This window comes from Alcaligenes nematophilus, assembly GCF_026344155.1.
Lineage (GTDB): Bacteria > Pseudomonadota > Gammaproteobacteria > Burkholderiales > Burkholderiaceae_B > Alcaligenes > Alcaligenes phenolicus.
In genome coordinates, this window is record NZ_JAPKMZ010000005.1 from 335695 (window position 1) to 353067 (window position 17373).

The following is a 17373-nucleotide window of genomic DNA, read 5'->3' on the forward strand; positions in this document are numbered from 1 at the left end:
CTTGAAGGGCATCTCTTATGGGATGCCCTTTTTGTTTTGTGCTTCGTTCTGCAGAACACTGTTTTGAGCGGTGTTGCGTCTGGATGGCTAATGAGGCTTGCCGGGGTTTGCCTCAAGCCTGGGGCTTAAGTGAGAGCGATTGAAGACCATGTGGGGCTGGGGTGCCGTCTCTGGATTGAAGGAAGGCGCTCTGAAGACGTCGTTCAAGTGGGTGGAGCTCTGGTCGGGCTGATAGCTTGCCGGTGCTGCGCACCGGTGCCCTTGTCGAGTAATTGCTACGGGCGCGACCTGAACTCACGGGGTGGTTCGTCCCCCGGACGAACCACAAGCGCCCCGCTCAAACAGCAGGTCGCTTGCATCCCTACGCAATTACTCGCCCGCGGCAAGCCATCTGAATCGCCCCGCCAGAGCTCCACCCACTCGAACGACTCAGAATTGCTTCGAATTCCAGAGATTGCTTAGAAAGGGGCTCTTTGGGTTTCTATGACGCTGCTCAAGAACGAGGGCTAGGCTCGTTTGAGAAATCAAGAGTTTGAAAAAACAAATACAGCTTAAAACCAACGTCTACGAGCCTCTCCGTACGGGCTACCTATGATTGGAAAGCGGCGATGAATCAATTCCCCATCCCGCTTGAAGAACGGTTTCCATAGACCAGAGGATAAAAATTATTCATCCGCCTCTCCCACGATAAATAGATACTCCACTTCTGCTTTGGCCCCATCTAATTGGCACAACAACAACAACAACAACAACAACAACAACAACAACAACAACAACAACAACAACAACAACAACAAGCCGCAAACAACGGACAACCCAGCTACTCAAAAAGTGGTGGCGATGAAAAAAATCATTAATAGCGCTCTCACTAAAGGTCAAAAGCAAGATAGCAGCTCGCTCCAGCTTTAGGAGTAGCAGTTTCTCTTCACTGCAGGGGGTCTATCTATATTGACCTCCAAGCTCATAAATCAAAGGCCGAGGGGGTTGCCCCTCGGCCTTTGGTCCTCCTCCCCTTCTACTCTTTTGTGTCAGCTTTTTTCTTATCTGCTTTTTAAGCTGGCATCAGACCTGCTGGTTTCAGGACTCCAAGCCGTGTAATCAAGGCGGTGCAATGTTCTCTTGCTTTGGCCACGACTTCTTGTTTGGAGACGCACTGGCTTTCACCATTTTCGTAGATGACTTGGCCGTTCACGATGGTCGTGGTGACGTCACGGCCGCTGGCACAGTAGACCAGGCTGGCGACTACGTCGAAACAGGGGCTCAGGTGGGCTTGGTCCAGGTTGACCAGCGCCATATCGGCCAGCTTGCCTTCGCTAAGTTGACCAGCGTCTATGCCCAGCATTTCTGCGCCGCCTCGGGTAGCCAGCCAGAAGGCGTCCTGGGCGTTGCTCGCTTGTGGGTCCAGTCGTGCCAGGCGTTGGACGTAGACGGCTTGGCGCATGATTTGGAACAGGTCGACCTGGTGGCCTGCGGCTCCGTCTGCGCCCAGGCCTATGCGCACGCCAGCTTCCAGCAGTTCTTTCAGGCGGATGGGGCCGGAGGCCAGGTACTCGTTGGACATGGGGTTGTGGGCGATGCTGCATCCGGCGCGGCCTGCGCGCTCGATTTCATCGTCGTCCATCCAGATGGCATGGGCAAATCCGGCTCGTTCATCCAGCCAGCCTTGCTCATCCAGCCAGCGGAAAGGGCGTGCGCCGTAGGCTTTCTGGAAGATATCCGGGTCTACGGGCGCTTCTGAACAGTGGGTTTGCCAGCGCACGTCGAATTTGCGGGCCATTTCGGCGGAACCCAGCACCAGATCCAGGTCGTTGTAGATGATGTTGATGGGCGAGGGCCAGATCTGCACGCGGCCTTGTTGCCAGTTGCTCAAACACTCCTGCATGGTGTCCAGCTCGTGTTTCACGCTGTGGCGAAACAGGGTGTCCTGCAATCCGTTGTCACGGGCGACGGGGGTAAAGGGGCCGAACATGCCTCGGGCCACGATGCCGCGCAAACCAGTGTCTTGCAGGGCTTGGGCAACGGCGATGGTGGTTTCCGGATCTGCGGGAGCGTAGTGGTTGTCCAGCACGGTGGTCACACCGGAAGAGACGGCTTCCAGTGCCCCCAGGCGTACCGCAGCCAAGGCTTCTGCCGGGCGTATGTCGGCAGCCAAGGGCAGCATGAACTCACCCAGCCATTGCCACAGGGCCATGCCATCTCCCAAACCGCGTCCAGCCAGTTGGAACAGGTGGTTATGCGTATCGATCAAGCCAGGGATCAGGGCCTGCATGGGGGCATGGATGGTTTTCTTTCCCTGCCAATGCTGCATGTCCTGAGCCTGACCCACGGCACAGATTCGATTGCCGCTGATGGCCACGACGCCGTTTTCCAGGACCTCGTTCTGGTCGTTCATGGTGACCACTTTGCCTGCGTGAATCACGATATCGCATATTTGACTTGTCATTGTCTGTCTCCTGTTTCTTATCCTTGCGGTGTCACCCGCACGACGCTCAGAGGCGTTTCTTCCTGTGTTTCCATCACCAGCTCTTCTGTGTGTTGCCGGCCGCTGGTTCCATTGAAAAACAGATTCAGCACCACCGATGAGATTACGGTCAGCAGTACCCCGCTATGCAATAGAGGGATCAGGTACTGCGGGAACTGGTCAAAGAAGGTGGGCGCGATAGCGGGAATCAAGCCCACGCCCAGGCTGATCGCAAAGATGAAGGTGTTGTGTTTGTTGTTCTTGAAGTCTACGGTCTGCAAGACACGTACACCAGAGGCGGCCACCATGCCAAACATCACAATGGCTGCGCCTCCCAGCACATACTGTGGAACCAGAGCCACAACATGGGCAATACGCGGCACCAGCCCCAAGATAATCAGGATCAGGCCCGCGGCCAGACAGACGTAACGGCTACGTACCCCCGTCACTCCAATCAAGCCGATATTTTGGGCATACGAGGAATACGGGAAGGTATTGAATACGCCACCGATCACCGCACCCAAGGCATCGGCGCGCAGACCACGGGCAAAATCCTCGTGGCTCAATGGACGGTTCAATATCACAGCCAGGGCATAGAACAGGCCGATGGCTTCTACCATGGTCACAATCACGACCAGCAACATGGTGAAGGTGGCACTAAAGGAAAAGGTGGGCATGCCAAAGTGAAAAGGCGTAACCAGCTCAATCCAGGGAAGTTGGTCTAGCCCTTCTACGGTGACGCGTCCCATCAGGATCGCCAGTATCATGCCAGCAGCCAAGCCCACCAGCACGGCGATGCTGCTCAAGAAACCACGACCAAATCGGGCGACCAGCAAGGTCACCAGCAGCACGGTCCCGGCAATGCCCAGGTACACCAGACTACCGAAGTCTTTGGCACCATGTCCGCCCCCCGCCCAGGTAATCGCTACACCAAACAGACCCACGCCTAGCGACACCAGTGTCGTTCCCGTTACCAAGGGCGGGAAAAGCCACAGCAGACGAATAATCAAAGGCACCATCAGCACAGCAATGAAACCGGCCGCAATAATGGCTCCATACAAGGCAGGCAAGCCCATACCGGGTGTCAGCCCGATGGCGATCATGGGGGCAATCCCCGCAAAGGAAATTCCCATCATGACGGGCAAGCGTATTCCTACCCAGCGCCCTACCCCCATGGATTGCATGATGGAAATGATCCCACAGCACAAAAGATCTGCATTGATCAAAATGGCAATGTCTTCCTGGCTTAGACCCAGAGCACTGCCCAGAATCAAGGGTACGGTCACCGCTCCCGCATACATGACCAACACATGCTGCAAACCAAACAAGAAAGAGCGTCCAACAGGCAGCCGCTCGTCAATACTGTCCTGAATTTGACGGGTGTTCATAGGTTTGTCTCCTCATCTTTTTCCCGTTATTTTTTTACTCAATACATCGAATAGCGGCACCGTCCCCCTTGTTGCCTGTCCGGGCCGCTCTATAAAAATGCCCCTGCCGGTGCAGGACCCAGGGGCATCCATCGTTAATTGGCTGTCAGAAATTCCTCCAAATAGGCGGCTACAGGCTCAGGTGCCTCCAGAGGCAATAAATGGCCTGTATCCGGCAACTCGTACAGACCCGCCGGATGCCGCAAGCGATCGTGCATTTCCTGCATGATGACCAGGCGCACAAAGCTGCGTTCGCCATGCAATAACAAGGTCGGGCAGCGCAGCTCCTCCAGCTGCGCCCAGACATCGTCATTACGAAATGGCCAACGCCTCAGAAAGTACGGGTCATGCCGCCGCTGCCATAAGCCCAGGTCCACCTGATTGACGGACTCGTAGGCAAACAACTGCAGCAAGGGCTGCGGTGCTTGCGGGTTGGCTTTGCGCTCGTACTCCATAACCGCAGCACGACTGGGAAAATTCGCCGGCCGCGCCATCACTTCGTGCTCGCTTTGGGTAAAACTGGGCTCGACATCCAGCACTGCCAATCGGCGGACCCGTTCCGGATAACGGGCCGCGTACTGCAGGCTGACCAAGCCCCCCCATGACAAACCGGCCAGATCATATTGGGACTGACCCAATGCCTCCAGCAGGCATGCCAGATCCTGCACATGAGCCGGTGTGGCATAGTCCTGCTGCGCACACCAGTCACTTAAACCATGGCCGCGCAGGTCCAGGGCGATCACTGCCCGGTTCTGCGACAAGGCGGTGGCCACGTGATGCCAAAGCCCCGCATGGCCGGTTACGCCATGCATCACGACCAGGGGCACCTGTGCGGTACGGATAGTGCCGTACTGACGGGCGTGCAGCAAACCTGCGCCACCCTGTACATAGATGGATTGGCTCATCGCAAGCTCTCGACCTGCGCGACCAGGTCATTAAGCCAGCGACGGTATTCCACCGTGACAATATCCGCACCCCGCACAGGTGTCTCACGTTCCTGGGGCTGATCGCCTTGCAGATTGATCCACAAGGGCCGCTGCGATTCGATAATGGGCTTATCCTGACCCAGCACCTCGTCCTCAAAGTCCATGAAGAAATCATCGTACATAGGCTCGGTCCCGAAATCGCGTGCCTGCCACCAGAAACTGCGGGTGGTAAATTCGTCCACCGGACAGGCGGCCATCAGCAGCACATAACGCTTGCCGTTGGGAAAAGTGCGCTTCAGATGCACGGTATGCGGCATGGTGACGTGGTATTCATTCACCGGCTCGATCAGCTCTTCTTCAATACCCAGCAGTTTTTTCTTCAAGCCTACGCCGGGCTCTTTCACGCCACTGCGATCAAAGCGCAGGACATGCTCTTCGCGCCATACTTTTACAGCCTCCACCCGTGGGTTGTCCCGGCTGCCAATGGTGCCGTCGTGCACGTAGGCAAAGTGACTGAAGTCCACAAAGTTTTCCAGACGGCGCGGCGAACTGGTGCGCCAGTCGTACGTCTTGCCTTGCAGCACCCGATAGCTGGGATCGTTCATTTCAGGAAAGACCGGCACAGGCATTTGCGGTGTTTCCAACGCCACCCAGACGATGCCGCCCGACTCGGTAACGTTAAAGCGTTTCACATTTACACGCATGGCACAGGTCAGCTCTTCACGGGCCGGAATGCGCACACACTCACCTTGGGCATCAAAGCGCCAGCCATGATAGGGGCACTCGATCGTAGCATCGACAATTTCGCCCAAAGCCAGATTGGTCCCTTTATGCGGGCAACGGCTATCCATGGCAACCAGCTCGCCATTCAAGCGTGCCAGCACCAGATCCTGACCCAGCAAGCGCGCGCCAAACGGCTTGTCCAGAACCTGGCTGCTATAGGCCACGGGGTGCCAGAAATGCGCCAGTGCGCGATACAGGGGATTGCTCTGCTCCTGTGGATGACGGGCCTGGATCATCGGCACCTCATTCATGACTGTCATGGTCTACTCCTGAAAATTCCAGCTGATTCTGTTTACAGAAAATGCGCGCCGCCGTTCACCAGCAGGCTCTGCCCCGTCACAAAGTCCGAACCGCTGCCCAACAGGAACAGGGCTGCTCCCACCATGTCTTCGGGTTTTTGAGTGCGTTGCAGACAGCGTCCCGCCACGGTGCGGCGGTCGGCCTCATCGCCCTGGGTGGCGGTAATGCCCGCGTCGGGAATCAAGTCCGGGCACAAGGTGTTGACCTGAATGTTGAATACCCCCACTTCGCGCGCCATGGCACGGCTTAAGCCCACAACTGCCGCTTTAGACGAGACGTAGTGCAGAAAATTGGGCACGCCTTTGTAGGGAGTGTTGGAAGACACATTGATGATCTTGCCGCCGCCTTGCTGCTTCATGGCCGGGATTACGGCTTTACAGCACTGCCACAGGCCGCGCACATTGATGGCATAGCAGCGGTCCCATTCCTCGGCAGGAATATCCATCAGGGAGCCAAAGGTACAGCCGCGGAAAAACCCGGCGTTATTGATAATGCCGTCGATGGAACCGAAGGCATCCAGAGCCGCTTTGGCCATGGCCTGGGTCTGGTCGTTATTGGAGACGTCCACCTGAACGGCGATGGCTTGGCCGCCCTGATCACAGTATTGTCGGGCCTTGTCGCTTAAATCGCCTAGATCGGCCATGACCAGATTGGCTCCCTGCTCGACCAAGGCATCGCAATACGCCAAACCAATCTGCCCCCCGGCGCCGGTGACGATAACCGTCCTGCCTTTCAATGAAGCATTCATTTTCCTCTCTCCTCCGTGTATGGGCGTTTGCGCCCTGCTCTTATAAATCCAACGTCAGTGCCTCGCCGCGACTGCGGGAAACACAAATCATCATGCTTTCAGATGCGGCCCGTTCTTGTTCGCTCAGGACGTGGTCGCGGTGCTCGGGTGTGCCCGACAGGACTTTGGTCTCACAGGACCCGCAAATCCCCTCGCGGCACGAGCAATACACCCGTATGCCCTGGTCCAGCAGACATTCCAGGATGCTGCGGCCTGCCGGGACTTCAATGGAGCCGCCAGTACGGGCCAGATGAACGGTGAATGCGCTGTCCTCGCCCTGATCGGCAGCCCTAACAGGCGCCGCCGCGAAGTATTCGAAATGCACCTGTTGCTCAGGTAGATCGGCACAGGCCTGCTTGTAGGCTTGCAACATGCCCGCCGGGCCACAGCAATAGAAATGGCTGCCCTGGTTTTTATAGGGAGCCAGTGCGGCGTCCATATCCATGCGCGCACCATTCATTTCGTCTTCGATCAGGACATCCAGCCGCCCCAGACCTTGGCTGTTCGCTTCTAATTGATGAAGTTCGTCCAGAAAGGCGGTGCGATTGCGACTGCGCACACAATAGAAAAGATGCCAGGGCTGGCCCAAGGCTTGCAGACGTTGTGCCATGGCGTGAATAGGCGTGATGCCTATGCCACCTGCCAGCAAGACACTGGTTGCCGCCTGGCTTTCATCCAGCTTGAACAGATTGCGAGGCTCGGAAATTTCCAGTGCATCGCCCACATTCAAGACTTGATGAACCGCACGTGAGCCGCCCCGGCTGGCCGGGTCCAGACTGACGCCAATCCGGTACTGCCCTTCGTGGCTTCCCGCCAGCAGCGAATACTGCCGAACCAGGCCCCCTGGCAAATGCACATCGATATGGGCCCCCGCCTCCACAGCTGGGAAGCGGCCTTCCTGTGGACAGAGCTCCAGTGAACGGATGCCCTCGGCCTCGATGCGTATGCTGCGTATCCAGGATTTCATGATGCTCATGCCTCCTTTTCTTATCTGACCTTTGCAGCCCCCGCTGCGGTCTATGGAAAACATTTAAGCACCCGCAATTTGATAAAACAATTGAATTTATTTGATTTATTAGTAAGATAATCTGATGAATATAACGCTTAGACAACTTCGTGCTTTTGTCGCTGTGGCGGAAGCGGGCCAGTTCACTCAGGCAGCGCGCAATCTGCACGTCACTCAATCGGCATTAAGCATGTTGATTCGGGAGCTGGAGTCCCAGACCGGGCTACGGCTGTTTGATCGGCACACCCGCAAAGTGGTGCTCAGCGAACCGGGTCAGGAGTTGTTGGGGACGGCGCGGCGTGTATTGGCCGAGGTGGAAGAAGCCGTGCGCCATTCCAGGGAGTTGACCAGTCACCAACGGGGCCGCGTGTCCATTGCCAGCGGTACGGTCTTGTCCTCCAGCTTGCTGATTCCATTTATTGCCCTGTTTCAGCAGCGCTACCCCGGCATTCGGGTGGAGTTGCTGGATATGGCAGAGCAGGACATCAGCCGCCGTCTGGAGCAGGAGCCGATTGATTTTGGTTTGGGTACAGACTGGAATCGGCCCGACACAATTGAGGCGCATCCGGTGATGCAGGACCAGTATCAGGCCCTGCTGCCCCACCATCATCCGCTAACGGCCAAGGCGCAAATACGCTGGCATGATCTGGCCGCCCATCCGTTTATTGCCTTATCCTCGCACAGCCCTTTAGGCCAGGCCATACAAAGGCAATTGACGGCTTTGGACATACGCTTTGCGCAGGTGCATGAAGTGTCTTTGCACACCACAGTGCTCAGCATGGTCAGGCATGGTTTGGGGCTGGCGATCCTGCCGGCGAACACGCAAAGCCTGCCCGAAGCTGCGCAAATTATATTTCGCCCCTTGAAGGCCCCGGTGCTACCCCGGCAGGTAAGCCTGTTGCAACTGCGGCAGCGCTCTTTAGCCCCAGCAGCTACCTTATTTCGTAGTGAGCTGCTGGCTCATATCAAGCGGCAGCATTCAGGTGGCTGACTTCGATAGTGGCTTCGCCTTTGTCGCTACTGGCCCAGACCGTGCCGTCCTGAACATTCAGATTGATGGTCATGCCACGCTCGGCCAGGGCGGCTAAGGCGTCAGTCCCGGCGGTATCCAGCGCATAGACCTGTATATTGCGGGCGCGGCTGATCTTGTCCTTGATGCCACTCCACCAGACGGAAACATTGCGGCCATAGGCCAGCACCGTCACCTTGTCAGCACGGCCGCTGGCTTTGATCAGACGTCTATCGTCCGGCAGGCCCACTTCCAGCCAATGCAGCAAATTGCCGCCCAGATCATGTTCCCACAAGGCGGGCTCGTCCGAGTCGCTTAGCCCGCGCGAAAAGCTCAAGGCTTCGTCCGCTTGCGCATACAAACCGTAAGCCAACAAACGCACCATCAGACGCTCTTCGGTCTCGGAGGGGTGACGGGCCAGCGTCAGGGTATGACTGCCGTAGTAGGCCCGGTCGTTATCGGCCACATTAAGTTCAGCTTTATAAATCGTCGCGCGCAGAGCCATGGAGCGTCCAGCAAAAGAAACAGACAAAAAACTGGCCGCCCCCAGGACGGCCAGGAATCATTCAAGCAAGCAGAGATCAGAATGGCAGGCGGTAGCCAGGCGACATTCTGGTCAAGCGATAGGTGGTACCACTTTGGTCACGCAGCACCAGATTGCGGGCTGTCAGGCTGACGATGTTGTAGTGGTTTTCATAAATCGGGTCGCCCGGTTCGGTTGTGACCCCATTGGATTCTTGCGTGCTGATTTGCAAGTCGTTGCCCTTGCGCACCCAGCAACCGCTTTCGTTCAAGCCTTGCGAAGGCTTGTTGGGGCGCTTGACCTGTTCGGTGTACGCCATGGAGCCGTCAGTTTGCAAGGTGAACAAGGTACGCAGCTCGCCAACCACGCCTTTCTGGCGGTGCTTGCTTAGCCAGTTACCAGCCAGTTGGTCCCCCGCCGCAGCAGGCTGACATGCAGGATGGACAGGCTTGGCAGCCGCTTGTGCAGCAGGCTCGGGAGCCGGCGCTTTGACCGCGCAGGCGCTTAAAAACACAGTAGCCAGCACAGCAACCCAGGAAGTGCGTCGCAAGATATTCGCCTTCGTCATAAAACCCCGTCCTTCATGCGTACATACCGACCCACCACAGGCCGGCGAATCCTGATTATTCTACCCGAAGGCGCTTGTATTACCCCATAACAAGATGCTTCAAAGTGGCAAAGGCAGTCGGGTCACGTTTTTGATTTCACGCATGGCCACAATCGTACGGGTTTGACGCACGCCCGGCATATTGAACAGAAAGCGATGCAGGAAATCGTCGTAGGACTCCGCGCTGGGCACCATGATCTTGAGCAGAAAATCCGCATCGCCAGTCACGGCGTGGCATTCCAGAATCTCGGGCGCATCGCGCACGGCACGAATGAAGTTATCGACTATTTCACCCGAGTGACGGTCCAGACTGATCTGGGTAAACATGCAACTTTGCAGTCCCACCTGACGGCGATCCACGCGCGCATAATAGCCTTGGATAACCTTGTTTTTTTCCAGATTTTTGATGCGCCGCCACACGGGCGCAGTGGACAAACCCACCTGCTCGGAGACCTGCTGAGCCGAGGCTCGGCCATCCAGTTGCAAGGCATCCAATATTTTTAAGTCAGTTTTATCCATATTTGAATATTTACGAAATGAACATTTCAAAGAATAGGGAATACACGCAACTATAACGCAAAAAAAAGCGAGGGCAGACTCTCTATCATGATCTCTATCTGGAGGTTTCATCATGACGCAGTCCGTCGACACTCAATACAAGCTAAGCGACAACCTGACCGCACAATCAGGACGCATCTTTTTAACTGGCACACAGGCCCTGGTGCGCATGTTGCTGACCCAGGCTCGCCTGGATAAAGAACACGGTTTGAACACCGCCGGTTTTGTCTCCGGCTACCGTGGTTCGCCGCTGGGTGGCGTGGACATGATCATGTGGAAGGCCCAGAAGTATCTGGACCAGGCCAAGGTCCGTTTCCAACCCGCTATTAACGAAGACCTGGCCGCCTCCATGATTATGGGCACCCAGCAAGCTGGCGAGCGTGCCGACCGTACCGTCGATGGCGTGTTCTCCATGTGGTATGGCAAGGGCCCCGGTGTAGACCGCGCGGGCGATGCCTTGCACCACGGCCATGCTGCCGGTGCCTCCCAACACGGTGGCGTCCTGATGATTGTGGGTGATGATCACGTGGCCTCGTCCTCGTCCATTCCCCACGCCAGCGAACAATCCCTGATCGCCTGGGGCATCCCGGTGGTCAACCCCAGCTCGGTTGAAGAATACGAACGCTTTGGTATCTGGGCCTGGGCCTTGTCGCGTTACTCCGGCTCCTGGGTGGCCTTCAAAGCCATTACCGAAACCGTGGAAAGCGGCCGCTCTTTCGAGATTGCCCCTCTGGATGATCTGGCCCCGGCCTTGGCCGACAAGCAAGGCGGCAAACACCCTTACGACCCGAGCAAATTCCTGACCCCTTCCATGGAAGGTACGCTGGACGCCCGCCTGGATAGCGTGCGTGAATTTGCGCACAAGTACAGCCTGGACCGCGTGCTGGAAGCGGCACCTGATGCGCGTATCGGTATTGTGTCCACCGGCAAAGCCACACTGGATACGCTGGACGCGCTGCAACAGCTCAGCGGTCTGGATAATCTGCCCGCCATTCGCCATCTGAAAATTGGTTTGAGCTGGCCTGTTAACCCGCAATCACTGAACGATTTTATTGAAGGCCTGGACCACGTTCTGGTCATTGAAGAAAAAGGCCCGATCATTGAAGACCAGTTAAAGAATCTGCTCTTTAACCGTGCCCAGCGCCCTACTGTGTCGGGCAAGCGCGATATCGAAAATGAAGTGCTGATCCCTGCCGATGGCCAGCTCAGCCCTGCCCGTGTGGCCGTGGGTCTGCGTCGCTGGCTGGGCCATCATGCCAATGTGCAGTTGCCTGCCTGTACGGTGCAAAACCTGGCACCGATTGATACCAATGGTCTGACACGTCGCCCCTACTTCTGTTCGGGCTGTCCGCACAATACTTCCACCAAAGTACCCGAAGGCAGCCAGGCTATGGCGGGTGTGGGTTGCCACTACATGGCTACCTGGATGGACCGCAAAACCCGTGGCCTGACTCAAATGGGTGGCGAAGGCACGGACTGGGTGGGCCTGTCGCCCTTCATCCAGACCGGCCACATGTTCCAGAACATGGGTGAAGGCACGTATTTCCACTCCGGCTATCTGGCAATTCGTCAGGCCATTGCCGCGGGTGCCAACATTACCTACAAAATTCTGTTCAACGATGCGGTTGCCATGACAGGCGGTCAGCCGGTTGACGGCCCGATATCTGTGCCTCGCATTTGTCAGCAGACCATTGGTGAAGGTGCGCGTCGTGTGGTCATCACCACCGATGAGCCAGAGCGCTATCGCGGTGTCAGCCTGCCTGCCGGTGTGGACGTTCATCACCGTCGCGAGCTGGATCGTTTGCAGCGTGAACTGCGCGAGATCCCCGGCGTCACTATTCTGATTCACGATCAGACCTGTGCGGCTGAAAAGCGCCGACGTCGTAAAAAGAACGAGTACCCCGATCCTGCTCGTCGCCTCTTTATTAATAAGGCAGTCTGCGAAGGCTGTGGGGATTGCGGCGTGCAATCGAACTGCTTGTCTTTGGTGCCTGCTGAAACTCCCGAAGGCCGCAAGCGCCAGATCGACCAGTCCAGCTGTAATAAGGATTACTCCTGCGTGGATGGTTTCTGCCCCAGCTTTGTGTCGGTGATGGGCGGTGCACTGCGCCGTGGCGATCAAAACGGTCAGGCCGATATGAAGGCCCAGTTGCTGGCCAAGTTGGACACGCTGCCGCAACCCAATATTCAAGCCAAGGACTGCAATGTGATTGTGGCCGGTGTAGGTGGTACCGGCGTGATCACTATTGGTGCGGTGCTCTCCATGGCGGTACACCTGGAAGGCCGCTCCAGCTCCGTGCTGGACATGACGGGCCTGGCACAAAAAGGCGGCACCGTCATCAGCCACATCCGTCTATCTGCCAATAAAGAGAACACGGGTGCGGTGCGTGTCGATCCCGGTCAAGCCGACCTGGCGATCTTGTGCGACGTGGTGGCCGCCGCTCACCCCAATGCCCTTTCCTGCCTGCGTCCTGGTCATACCCACGCCATCATCAACGAATACCTGGCCCCCACGGCCGAGTTCACCCGCAACCCGGATGCCCCTTTGGATGCCCAGCACTTGCTGAGCCAACTGAAGACCACCGCTGGCGAAAACCAGGTGCGCTCTTTCAATGCTCACCAGGCTGCCACGCTGCTGTTCGGCGATAGCCTGTTGTCCAATATGCTCTTGATGGGCATGGCTTGGCAGCAAGGTTCCATGCCAGTGAGCAGCGCAGCGGTTGAACAGGCCATCCGTCTGAACGGTGTGGCGATTCAAGCCAACCTGGATGCCTTCCATTTGGGTCGCGTTCTGGCTCACGATGAAAAAGCACTGGCCAGCCTCCTGGCTCCAGCCGCTCAGGTCGTAACCTTGCAGCGCCGCGAAACACTGGAACAAATCATGCAGCGCTGCACCAGCAGCCTGGAGCAATACCAGAACGCCGCTTATGCCCAGCGCTTCACCAGCACCATCACTGCGCTGCGCGAAGCCGAGCAGAAACTGCGTCCGGGTCAGCGTCCTGCCTTGACTGAAAAAGCCGCACGCAGCTTGTACAAGCTGATGGCCTACAAGGATGAGTACGAAGTGGCCCGCCTGTTCAGCTCGCCCGCTTTCCGCCAGGATCTGGAACAGCAATTTGAAGGTGACTTCTCCTTGCGCTTCCACTTCGCACCTCCTTTGCTGGCACGCCGTGATCCATCTACCGGTCGCCCGCGCAAGATCACATTGGGCCCACGCACCGCCACCTTGCTGCGTTGGATGGCTAAAGGCAAAGGTCTGCGCAACACGGTGCTGGATCCATTTGGCTACACCCATGAGCGTCGTATGGAACGTCGCTTCTGGCGCGAATATCAGAGCCTGCTCAACAGCTTGAGCAAGAACCTGAATCAAGCCAACTACGCCACAGCGTTGGAACTGGCCGAGCTGCCCCAACAATTGCGCGGCTTCGGTCCCGTGAAAATTGAATCGGCCAAGAAGTATGAAGCCCGCTTTGCCGAGTTGTCGCAGCAGTTGAAAAACACTGGCCCGGAAATTCAGGCAGTTCCCGCCTGAGCCTTGCCCGCTGCGACTTTTGAAACGATTAACCTGCCCTTTCAGCCCTGCTTATGCAGGGCTTTTTTTTGGTTTGAACAGACATTGAAAACCGCAGCTCAGTCGTGAATTGAAGTCCGTTTTCAAACCGCTTTTCCATGCTTAACACAGGTCTTTCAAAGCATGAAAAGGCCATGCAATCGATCCAGCAATGCGTCAAAAATCAGAGACTTGGATGCGACTATGGGCCGATTGCACGTGTCCAGAACGCAACTTATTTGAGACAGCAGACACCGATTCCTAATTCCATAAGCCCCAAGCCATGATTAATGCTTGACTGTGTAGGGGCTTGCGTTAGACTTCTAAGCGTATAAGGTATCGACCTTAAACGCCTGCGTCATTTGAAAAAGGCCATTGCAGTTTTCCAGGCCAGGTCAAATGGGTGTGGACAAACTAAAGACTTGTTCTCAAGGAGCATGATCATGGCAACAGCCAAGAAAGGCGCAGCAAAAGCAGCAAGCACAAAAGCCGTTAGCCCCAAAAAAGCAACGCCAGCAAAAGCAGCCGCAGCACCCGTAAAAGCTACTGCTACCAAGACCAGTCCCAGCAGCAAAACCGCTGCCCCCAAGTCCCCCGCTAAAACCACCGCTACCAAGACCAGCAAGGCTGCTGTAAAAGCCCCTGCCAAGTCTGCAAGCAGCGCATCTGCCAAGAAAACGGCTGCGAAAAAAACAGCGGTAAAGAAAGCCACTCCAGCAAAAACCACGGCTGTTAAAGCCGCTGCGACCAAGACAAGCACCGCTAAAACCGTAGCCAAAAAAGCAGCTGTTAAAAAGACAGTCGCTAAAAAGGCGGTAGCCAAGAAAGCCGTTGCCAAAAAGGCCGTCGCTAAAAAAGCGGTAGCCAAGAAGACGGTGGCAAAGAAAGTGGTTGCCAAAAAAACGGTAGCTAAAAAAGCAGCTACGCCCAAAACGGCCAGTGCCAAACCCGCTACCACCAAACCTGCTGCCACCGCTGCCGCAAAAAAACCGGCCAGCACCAAGGCAAGCAAACCCGTGGCCAAAAAAGCCACCCCCAGCAAAGCGGCAGCGAAACCTGCCACCAAAACCGGCACCAAAGCAGTTGTAAAGACCGCGGCTAAAAAAGCCAGTCCTGCTACCAGTGCCAAGAAACCCGTAGCTCCAAAGAAGAAAGAAGTTAAATCCGTGACCGCAGAAACCAAGACCCCAAAGACCAGCACAACGACTAACGCCACCGCTAAAGCAGGCAATAAAACAGCGGCTCGCAAAGCGACCAAAACAGCAGCAGCGCCTGCCGAACCTCGCCGCGAAGATGTCAATCCTGCTGGCTCCTGGCCCTTCCCGACAGGCAAGCGTCCTTAAGCACACGCTACTTTTATGTTTCTCCCCAAAGAGCCACCCTGATCAGGGTGGCTCTTTGGTTTGTAGCACTTGCATGCGACAATTCCCTCTCCCATCAATTCATACCAAGCAACTATGTTCAGTGAAGTCGCCCTCTTCCTAATCCATATTGTTCTGTCGCTGCTGGGCACGATTTTGCTACTGCGTGCCTGGGTGTATGCGCTCAGAATCCATCCCTTCAACCCTTATTCGCAAGCTATGTTCAAGGTCACGGACTGGCTGGTCATGCCTTTGCGCCGTGTCATTAAAAGCGGCAACCATTGGGACTGGACCTCTTTGTTCGCCGCCTGGCTTAGCGCCCTGGTATACCTGGTTTTGAGCGCCATGGTACTGACCGGATCGGTGTCCATGCTCTCGAACTTCCCCATGTTCTTGCTGGCAGCCGTCTTCACCGTTCTGCGCTGGACCTTGAGCCTGATCTTCTGGGTGGTCCTGCTGCAAGCGCTGCTATCCTGGATTCAGCCACAATCGCCCAGCATGCCCTTGCTGCGTTCCATTACAGCCCCCTTGCTGGACCCGATCCGTCGCGTCTTGCCTGACCTGGGTGGTCTGGATTTGTCGCCGCTGGTCGTCCTGCTGCTGACTCAAGTGCTCAATATGGTCATCACGCGCACCGCTTTCAGTCTGGTACCAATCTAAGCACAGCGGACTGTACACATGGAAAACCTGGGCTATGCCCAGGTTTTTTTTATGCTGAATTCAAGAGCAAGAATCAGGGTGTCTTGTGCGAAAGTGGACCTTATACTGGCCTCACCACCAATCAGCAGGCCACTTCCATGACTCGCCTTCCATCAAAACCAGACACATCCAGCCGCTACCGCGAGGCCGAACAATTCCTGGCCGCACTGGACCCCGACTGGCAAGCGCTGGTCGCCCACGTGGGCCCTTGCATCCATCAGCCACGCCCCGAGCGCGACCCTTACGAAGCCCTGATCCGCTCTGTTGTGTATCAGCAGTTGCATACCCGTGCGGCTGAGCGCATCCTGCAACGCCTGATTGATATCTATCCGCACGGCCATTGCCCAACGCCCGAGGAAGTGCTGGCGACTCCGTATGACACCCTGCGCGCTTGTGGCTTGTCCGGTGCCAAAGCCAATAGCATTCTGGGCCTGGCCCAGGCGCGCCTGGATGGCATCATTCCCGACCAGGCCACCGCTTTGCAAATGCCGGATGAAGAGCTGATCAAGCAGTTGACCACGCTGCGCGGCATAGGTCGCTGGACGGTGGAAATGATGATGATGTACACGCTAGAGCATGAAGACATTCTGCCTGCGGACGACTTTGGGGTGCGCGAGGGCTATCGCAATTTGAAGCAGCTGGACAAAGCTCCCTCAGCCCGTGTCTTGCGTGAAATTGGCCAAGCCTGGGCACCCTACCGCAGCGTGGCTTCCTGGTACTTGTGGCGCATGCCCAAACAGGCGCCAGTATTGGCGCCTTCTTCGAACGAGCTACATCGCGCTCCGCGCTCGCAGGACAAGACCGTTCGCCAACAAACTCCAAGTAGCCGTCTTTATTTTGCGATTGCCCAATGCAGCTTGGGTGCATTGCTCGTTGCCGAAAGCGAGTGCGGGATTTGTGCGATTTCCCTGGGCGATGATGCCAAAGTCTTACTGGAACAGCTGCAAGAGCAATTCAAGGCCGCTGAGCTGATCGAAGCCGATCCGCAATTCAATCAACGAGTGGCCCTGGTCGTTGCCATGGTAGAAAAGCCGACCCTGGGTTTGGATCTACCCCTGGACATCCAGGGCACCCCTTTTCAACAACGTGTCTGGGAGTTTCTACGCCATATCCCAGCAGGCCAGACCTTGAGCTATACCGAGATTGCCGAACGTCTGGGCATGCCCAAAGGCGCCCGTGCCGTGGCACGAGCCTGCGCCACCAACACCTTGGCCATTGCCATCCCCTGCCATCGGGTCGTGCGGCAAAGCGGGGATCTGGCGGGCTATCGTTGGGGCCTGGAGCGCAAGAAAACCTTGCTGGAGCGCGAACGCGCCCAAAAGGCCCAGCGCTGACAGGCGTAAAAAAACCCGGCCAATGGCCGGGTTCTTTATGCA

15 protein-coding genes are annotated in these 17373 nt (G+C 56.6%); 6 read left to right on the plus strand and 9 right to left on the minus strand.

All coding sequences use genetic code 11. The features are described from left to right. The first annotated feature begins 725 nt into the window (after positions 1-725). A complete protein-coding gene (locus OSH04_RS15305; protein ID WP_266108792.1) occupies positions 726-857 on the plus strand; it encodes a hypothetical protein in 132 nt (43 codons plus the stop codon). 194 nt (positions 858-1051) lie between these two features. Here the strand turns inward: OSH04_RS15305 and OSH04_RS15310 are convergent, their stop codons facing one another. The 6 genes from OSH04_RS15310 to OSH04_RS15335 all read right to left on the minus strand — a co-directional run bounded on the left by OSH04_RS15310 (position 1052) and on the right by OSH04_RS15335 (position 7660). Next, positions 1052-2443 (minus strand): amidohydrolase family protein, encoded by a 1392-nt coding sequence (locus tag OSH04_RS15310; protein ID WP_266108793.1) that lies wholly within the window; start codon positions 2441-2443, stop codon positions 1052-1054. Between the two features lie 17 nt (positions 2444-2460). Next, the gene (locus OSH04_RS15315; protein ID WP_052159309.1) at positions 2461-3849 is read right to left on the minus strand and encodes a nucleobase:cation symporter-2 family protein; all 1389 of its coding nucleotides are present in this window, start codon (positions 3847-3849) and stop codon (positions 2461-2463) included. 134 nt (positions 3850-3983) lie between these two features. Beyond that, positions 3984-4793 (minus strand): alpha/beta fold hydrolase, encoded by an 810-nt coding sequence (locus OSH04_RS15320; RefSeq protein ID WP_266108794.1) that lies wholly within the window; start codon positions 4791-4793, stop codon positions 3984-3986. Continuing rightward, positions 4790-5857, minus strand: a complete 1068-nt coding sequence (locus OSH04_RS15325; protein WP_045929663.1) for an aromatic ring-hydroxylating oxygenase subunit alpha — start codon at positions 5855-5857, stop codon at positions 4790-4792. Before OSH04_RS15325 ends, OSH04_RS15320 begins: the two co-directional genes overlap by 4 nt. 32 nt (positions 5858-5889) lie before the next feature. After that, a complete protein-coding gene (locus OSH04_RS15330; RefSeq protein ID WP_266108795.1) occupies positions 5890-6645 on the minus strand; it encodes an SDR family NAD(P)-dependent oxidoreductase in 756 nt (251 codons plus the stop codon). Between the two features lie 40 nt (positions 6646-6685). Continuing rightward, positions 6686-7660, minus strand: a complete 975-nt coding sequence (locus OSH04_RS15335; protein WP_266108796.1) for a PDR/VanB family oxidoreductase — start codon at positions 7658-7660, stop codon at positions 6686-6688. A 115-nt stretch (positions 7661-7775) separates the two neighbouring features. On the opposite strand from OSH04_RS15335, the gene OSH04_RS15340 reads away from it, so the two are divergent. After that, positions 7776-8681 carry a LysR family transcriptional regulator gene (locus OSH04_RS15340; protein WP_052159307.1) on the plus strand — a complete coding sequence of 302 codons (906 nt, stop codon included), beginning with the start codon at positions 7776-7778 and terminating at the stop codon, positions 8679-8681. Here OSH04_RS15340 and OSH04_RS15345 read toward each other — a convergent pair. The 3 genes from OSH04_RS15345 to OSH04_RS15355 form a co-directional block, all read right to left on the minus strand. Beyond that, positions 8656-9204, minus strand: coding sequence for a YaeQ family protein (locus OSH04_RS15345; protein ID WP_035270464.1), 549 nt, complete (start codon positions 9202-9204; stop codon positions 8656-8658). The genes OSH04_RS15340 and OSH04_RS15345 overlap by 26 nt on opposite strands. Positions 9205-9280: 76 nt before the next feature. Further along, on the minus strand, positions 9281-9790 hold the full coding sequence (locus OSH04_RS15350; protein ID WP_026484394.1) for a hypothetical protein: 510 nt from the start codon (positions 9788-9790) through the stop codon (positions 9281-9283). Positions 9791-9889: 99 nt separating this feature from the next. Further along, a complete protein-coding gene (locus tag OSH04_RS15355) occupies positions 9890-10348 on the minus strand; it encodes an Lrp/AsnC family transcriptional regulator (protein WP_009460635.1) in 459 nt (152 codons plus the stop codon). Positions 10349-10460: 112 nt separating this feature from the next. Between OSH04_RS15355 and OSH04_RS15360 the strand changes: the two genes are divergently transcribed. The 4 genes from OSH04_RS15360 (at position 10461) to OSH04_RS15375 (ending at position 17331) form a co-directional block, all read left to right on the plus strand. Further along, the gene (locus tag OSH04_RS15360) at positions 10461-13919 is read left to right on the plus strand and encodes an indolepyruvate ferredoxin oxidoreductase family protein (protein WP_266108797.1); all 3459 of its coding nucleotides are present in this window, start codon (positions 10461-10463) and stop codon (positions 13917-13919) included. Positions 13920-14380: 461 nt separating this feature from the next. Beyond that, a complete protein-coding gene (locus OSH04_RS15365; protein WP_266108807.1) occupies positions 14381-15280 on the plus strand; it encodes a histone H1-like repetitive region-containing protein in 900 nt (299 codons plus the stop codon). A gap of 114 nt (positions 15281-15394) precedes the next feature. Further along, the gene (locus tag OSH04_RS15370) at positions 15395-15958 is read left to right on the plus strand and encodes a YggT family protein (protein ID WP_009460629.1); all 564 of its coding nucleotides are present in this window, start codon (positions 15395-15397) and stop codon (positions 15956-15958) included. Between the two features lie 137 nt (positions 15959-16095). Continuing rightward, positions 16096-17331, plus strand: a complete 1236-nt coding sequence (locus OSH04_RS15375) for a methylated-DNA--[protein]-cysteine S-methyltransferase (RefSeq protein WP_115634416.1) — start codon at positions 16096-16098, stop codon at positions 17329-17331. Positions 17332-17373 lie beyond the last annotated feature (42 nt).

Bases quoted from the DNA above. Each gene is read 5' to 3' on its own strand.
- OSH04_RS15310 (WP_266108793.1), bottom strand. From the start codon at position 2,443: ATGACAAGTCAAATATGCGATATCGTGATTCACGCAGGCAAAGTGGTC.
- OSH04_RS15315 (WP_052159309.1), bottom strand. From the start codon at position 3,849: ATGAACACCCGTCAAATTCAGGACAGTATTGACGAGCGGCTGCCTGTT.
- OSH04_RS15320 (WP_266108794.1), bottom strand. From the start codon at position 4,793: ATGAGCCAATCCATCTATGTACAGGGTGGCGCAGGTTTGCTGCACGCC.
- OSH04_RS15325 (WP_045929663.1), bottom strand. From the start codon at position 5,857: ATGACAGTCATGAATGAGGTGCCGATGATCCAGGCCCGTCATCCACAG.
- OSH04_RS15330 (WP_266108795.1), bottom strand. From the start codon at position 6,645: ATGAATGCTTCATTGAAAGGCAGGACGGTTATCGTCACCGGCGCCGGG.
- OSH04_RS15335 (WP_266108796.1), bottom strand. From the start codon at position 7,660: ATGAGCATCATGAAATCCTGGATACGCAGCATACGCATCGAGGCCGAG.
- OSH04_RS15340 (WP_052159307.1), top strand. From the start codon at position 7,776: ATGAATATAACGCTTAGACAACTTCGTGCTTTTGTCGCTGTGGCGGAA.
- OSH04_RS15345 (WP_035270464.1), bottom strand. From the start codon at position 9,204: ATGGCTCTGCGCGCGACGATTTATAAAGCTGAACTTAATGTGGCCGAT.
- OSH04_RS15350 (WP_026484394.1), bottom strand. From the start codon at position 9,790: ATGACGAAGGCGAATATCTTGCGACGCACTTCCTGGGTTGCTGTGCTG.
- OSH04_RS15355 (WP_009460635.1), bottom strand. From the start codon at position 10,348: ATGGATAAAACTGACTTAAAAATATTGGATGCCTTGCAACTGGATGGC.
- OSH04_RS15360 (WP_266108797.1), top strand. From the start codon at position 10,461: ATGACGCAGTCCGTCGACACTCAATACAAGCTAAGCGACAACCTGACC.
- OSH04_RS15365 (WP_266108807.1), top strand. From the start codon at position 14,381: ATGGCAACAGCCAAGAAAGGCGCAGCAAAAGCAGCAAGCACAAAAGCC.
- OSH04_RS15370 (WP_009460629.1), top strand. From the start codon at position 15,395: ATGTTCAGTGAAGTCGCCCTCTTCCTAATCCATATTGTTCTGTCGCTG.
- OSH04_RS15375 (WP_115634416.1), top strand. From the start codon at position 16,096: ATGACTCGCCTTCCATCAAAACCAGACACATCCAGCCGCTACCGCGAG.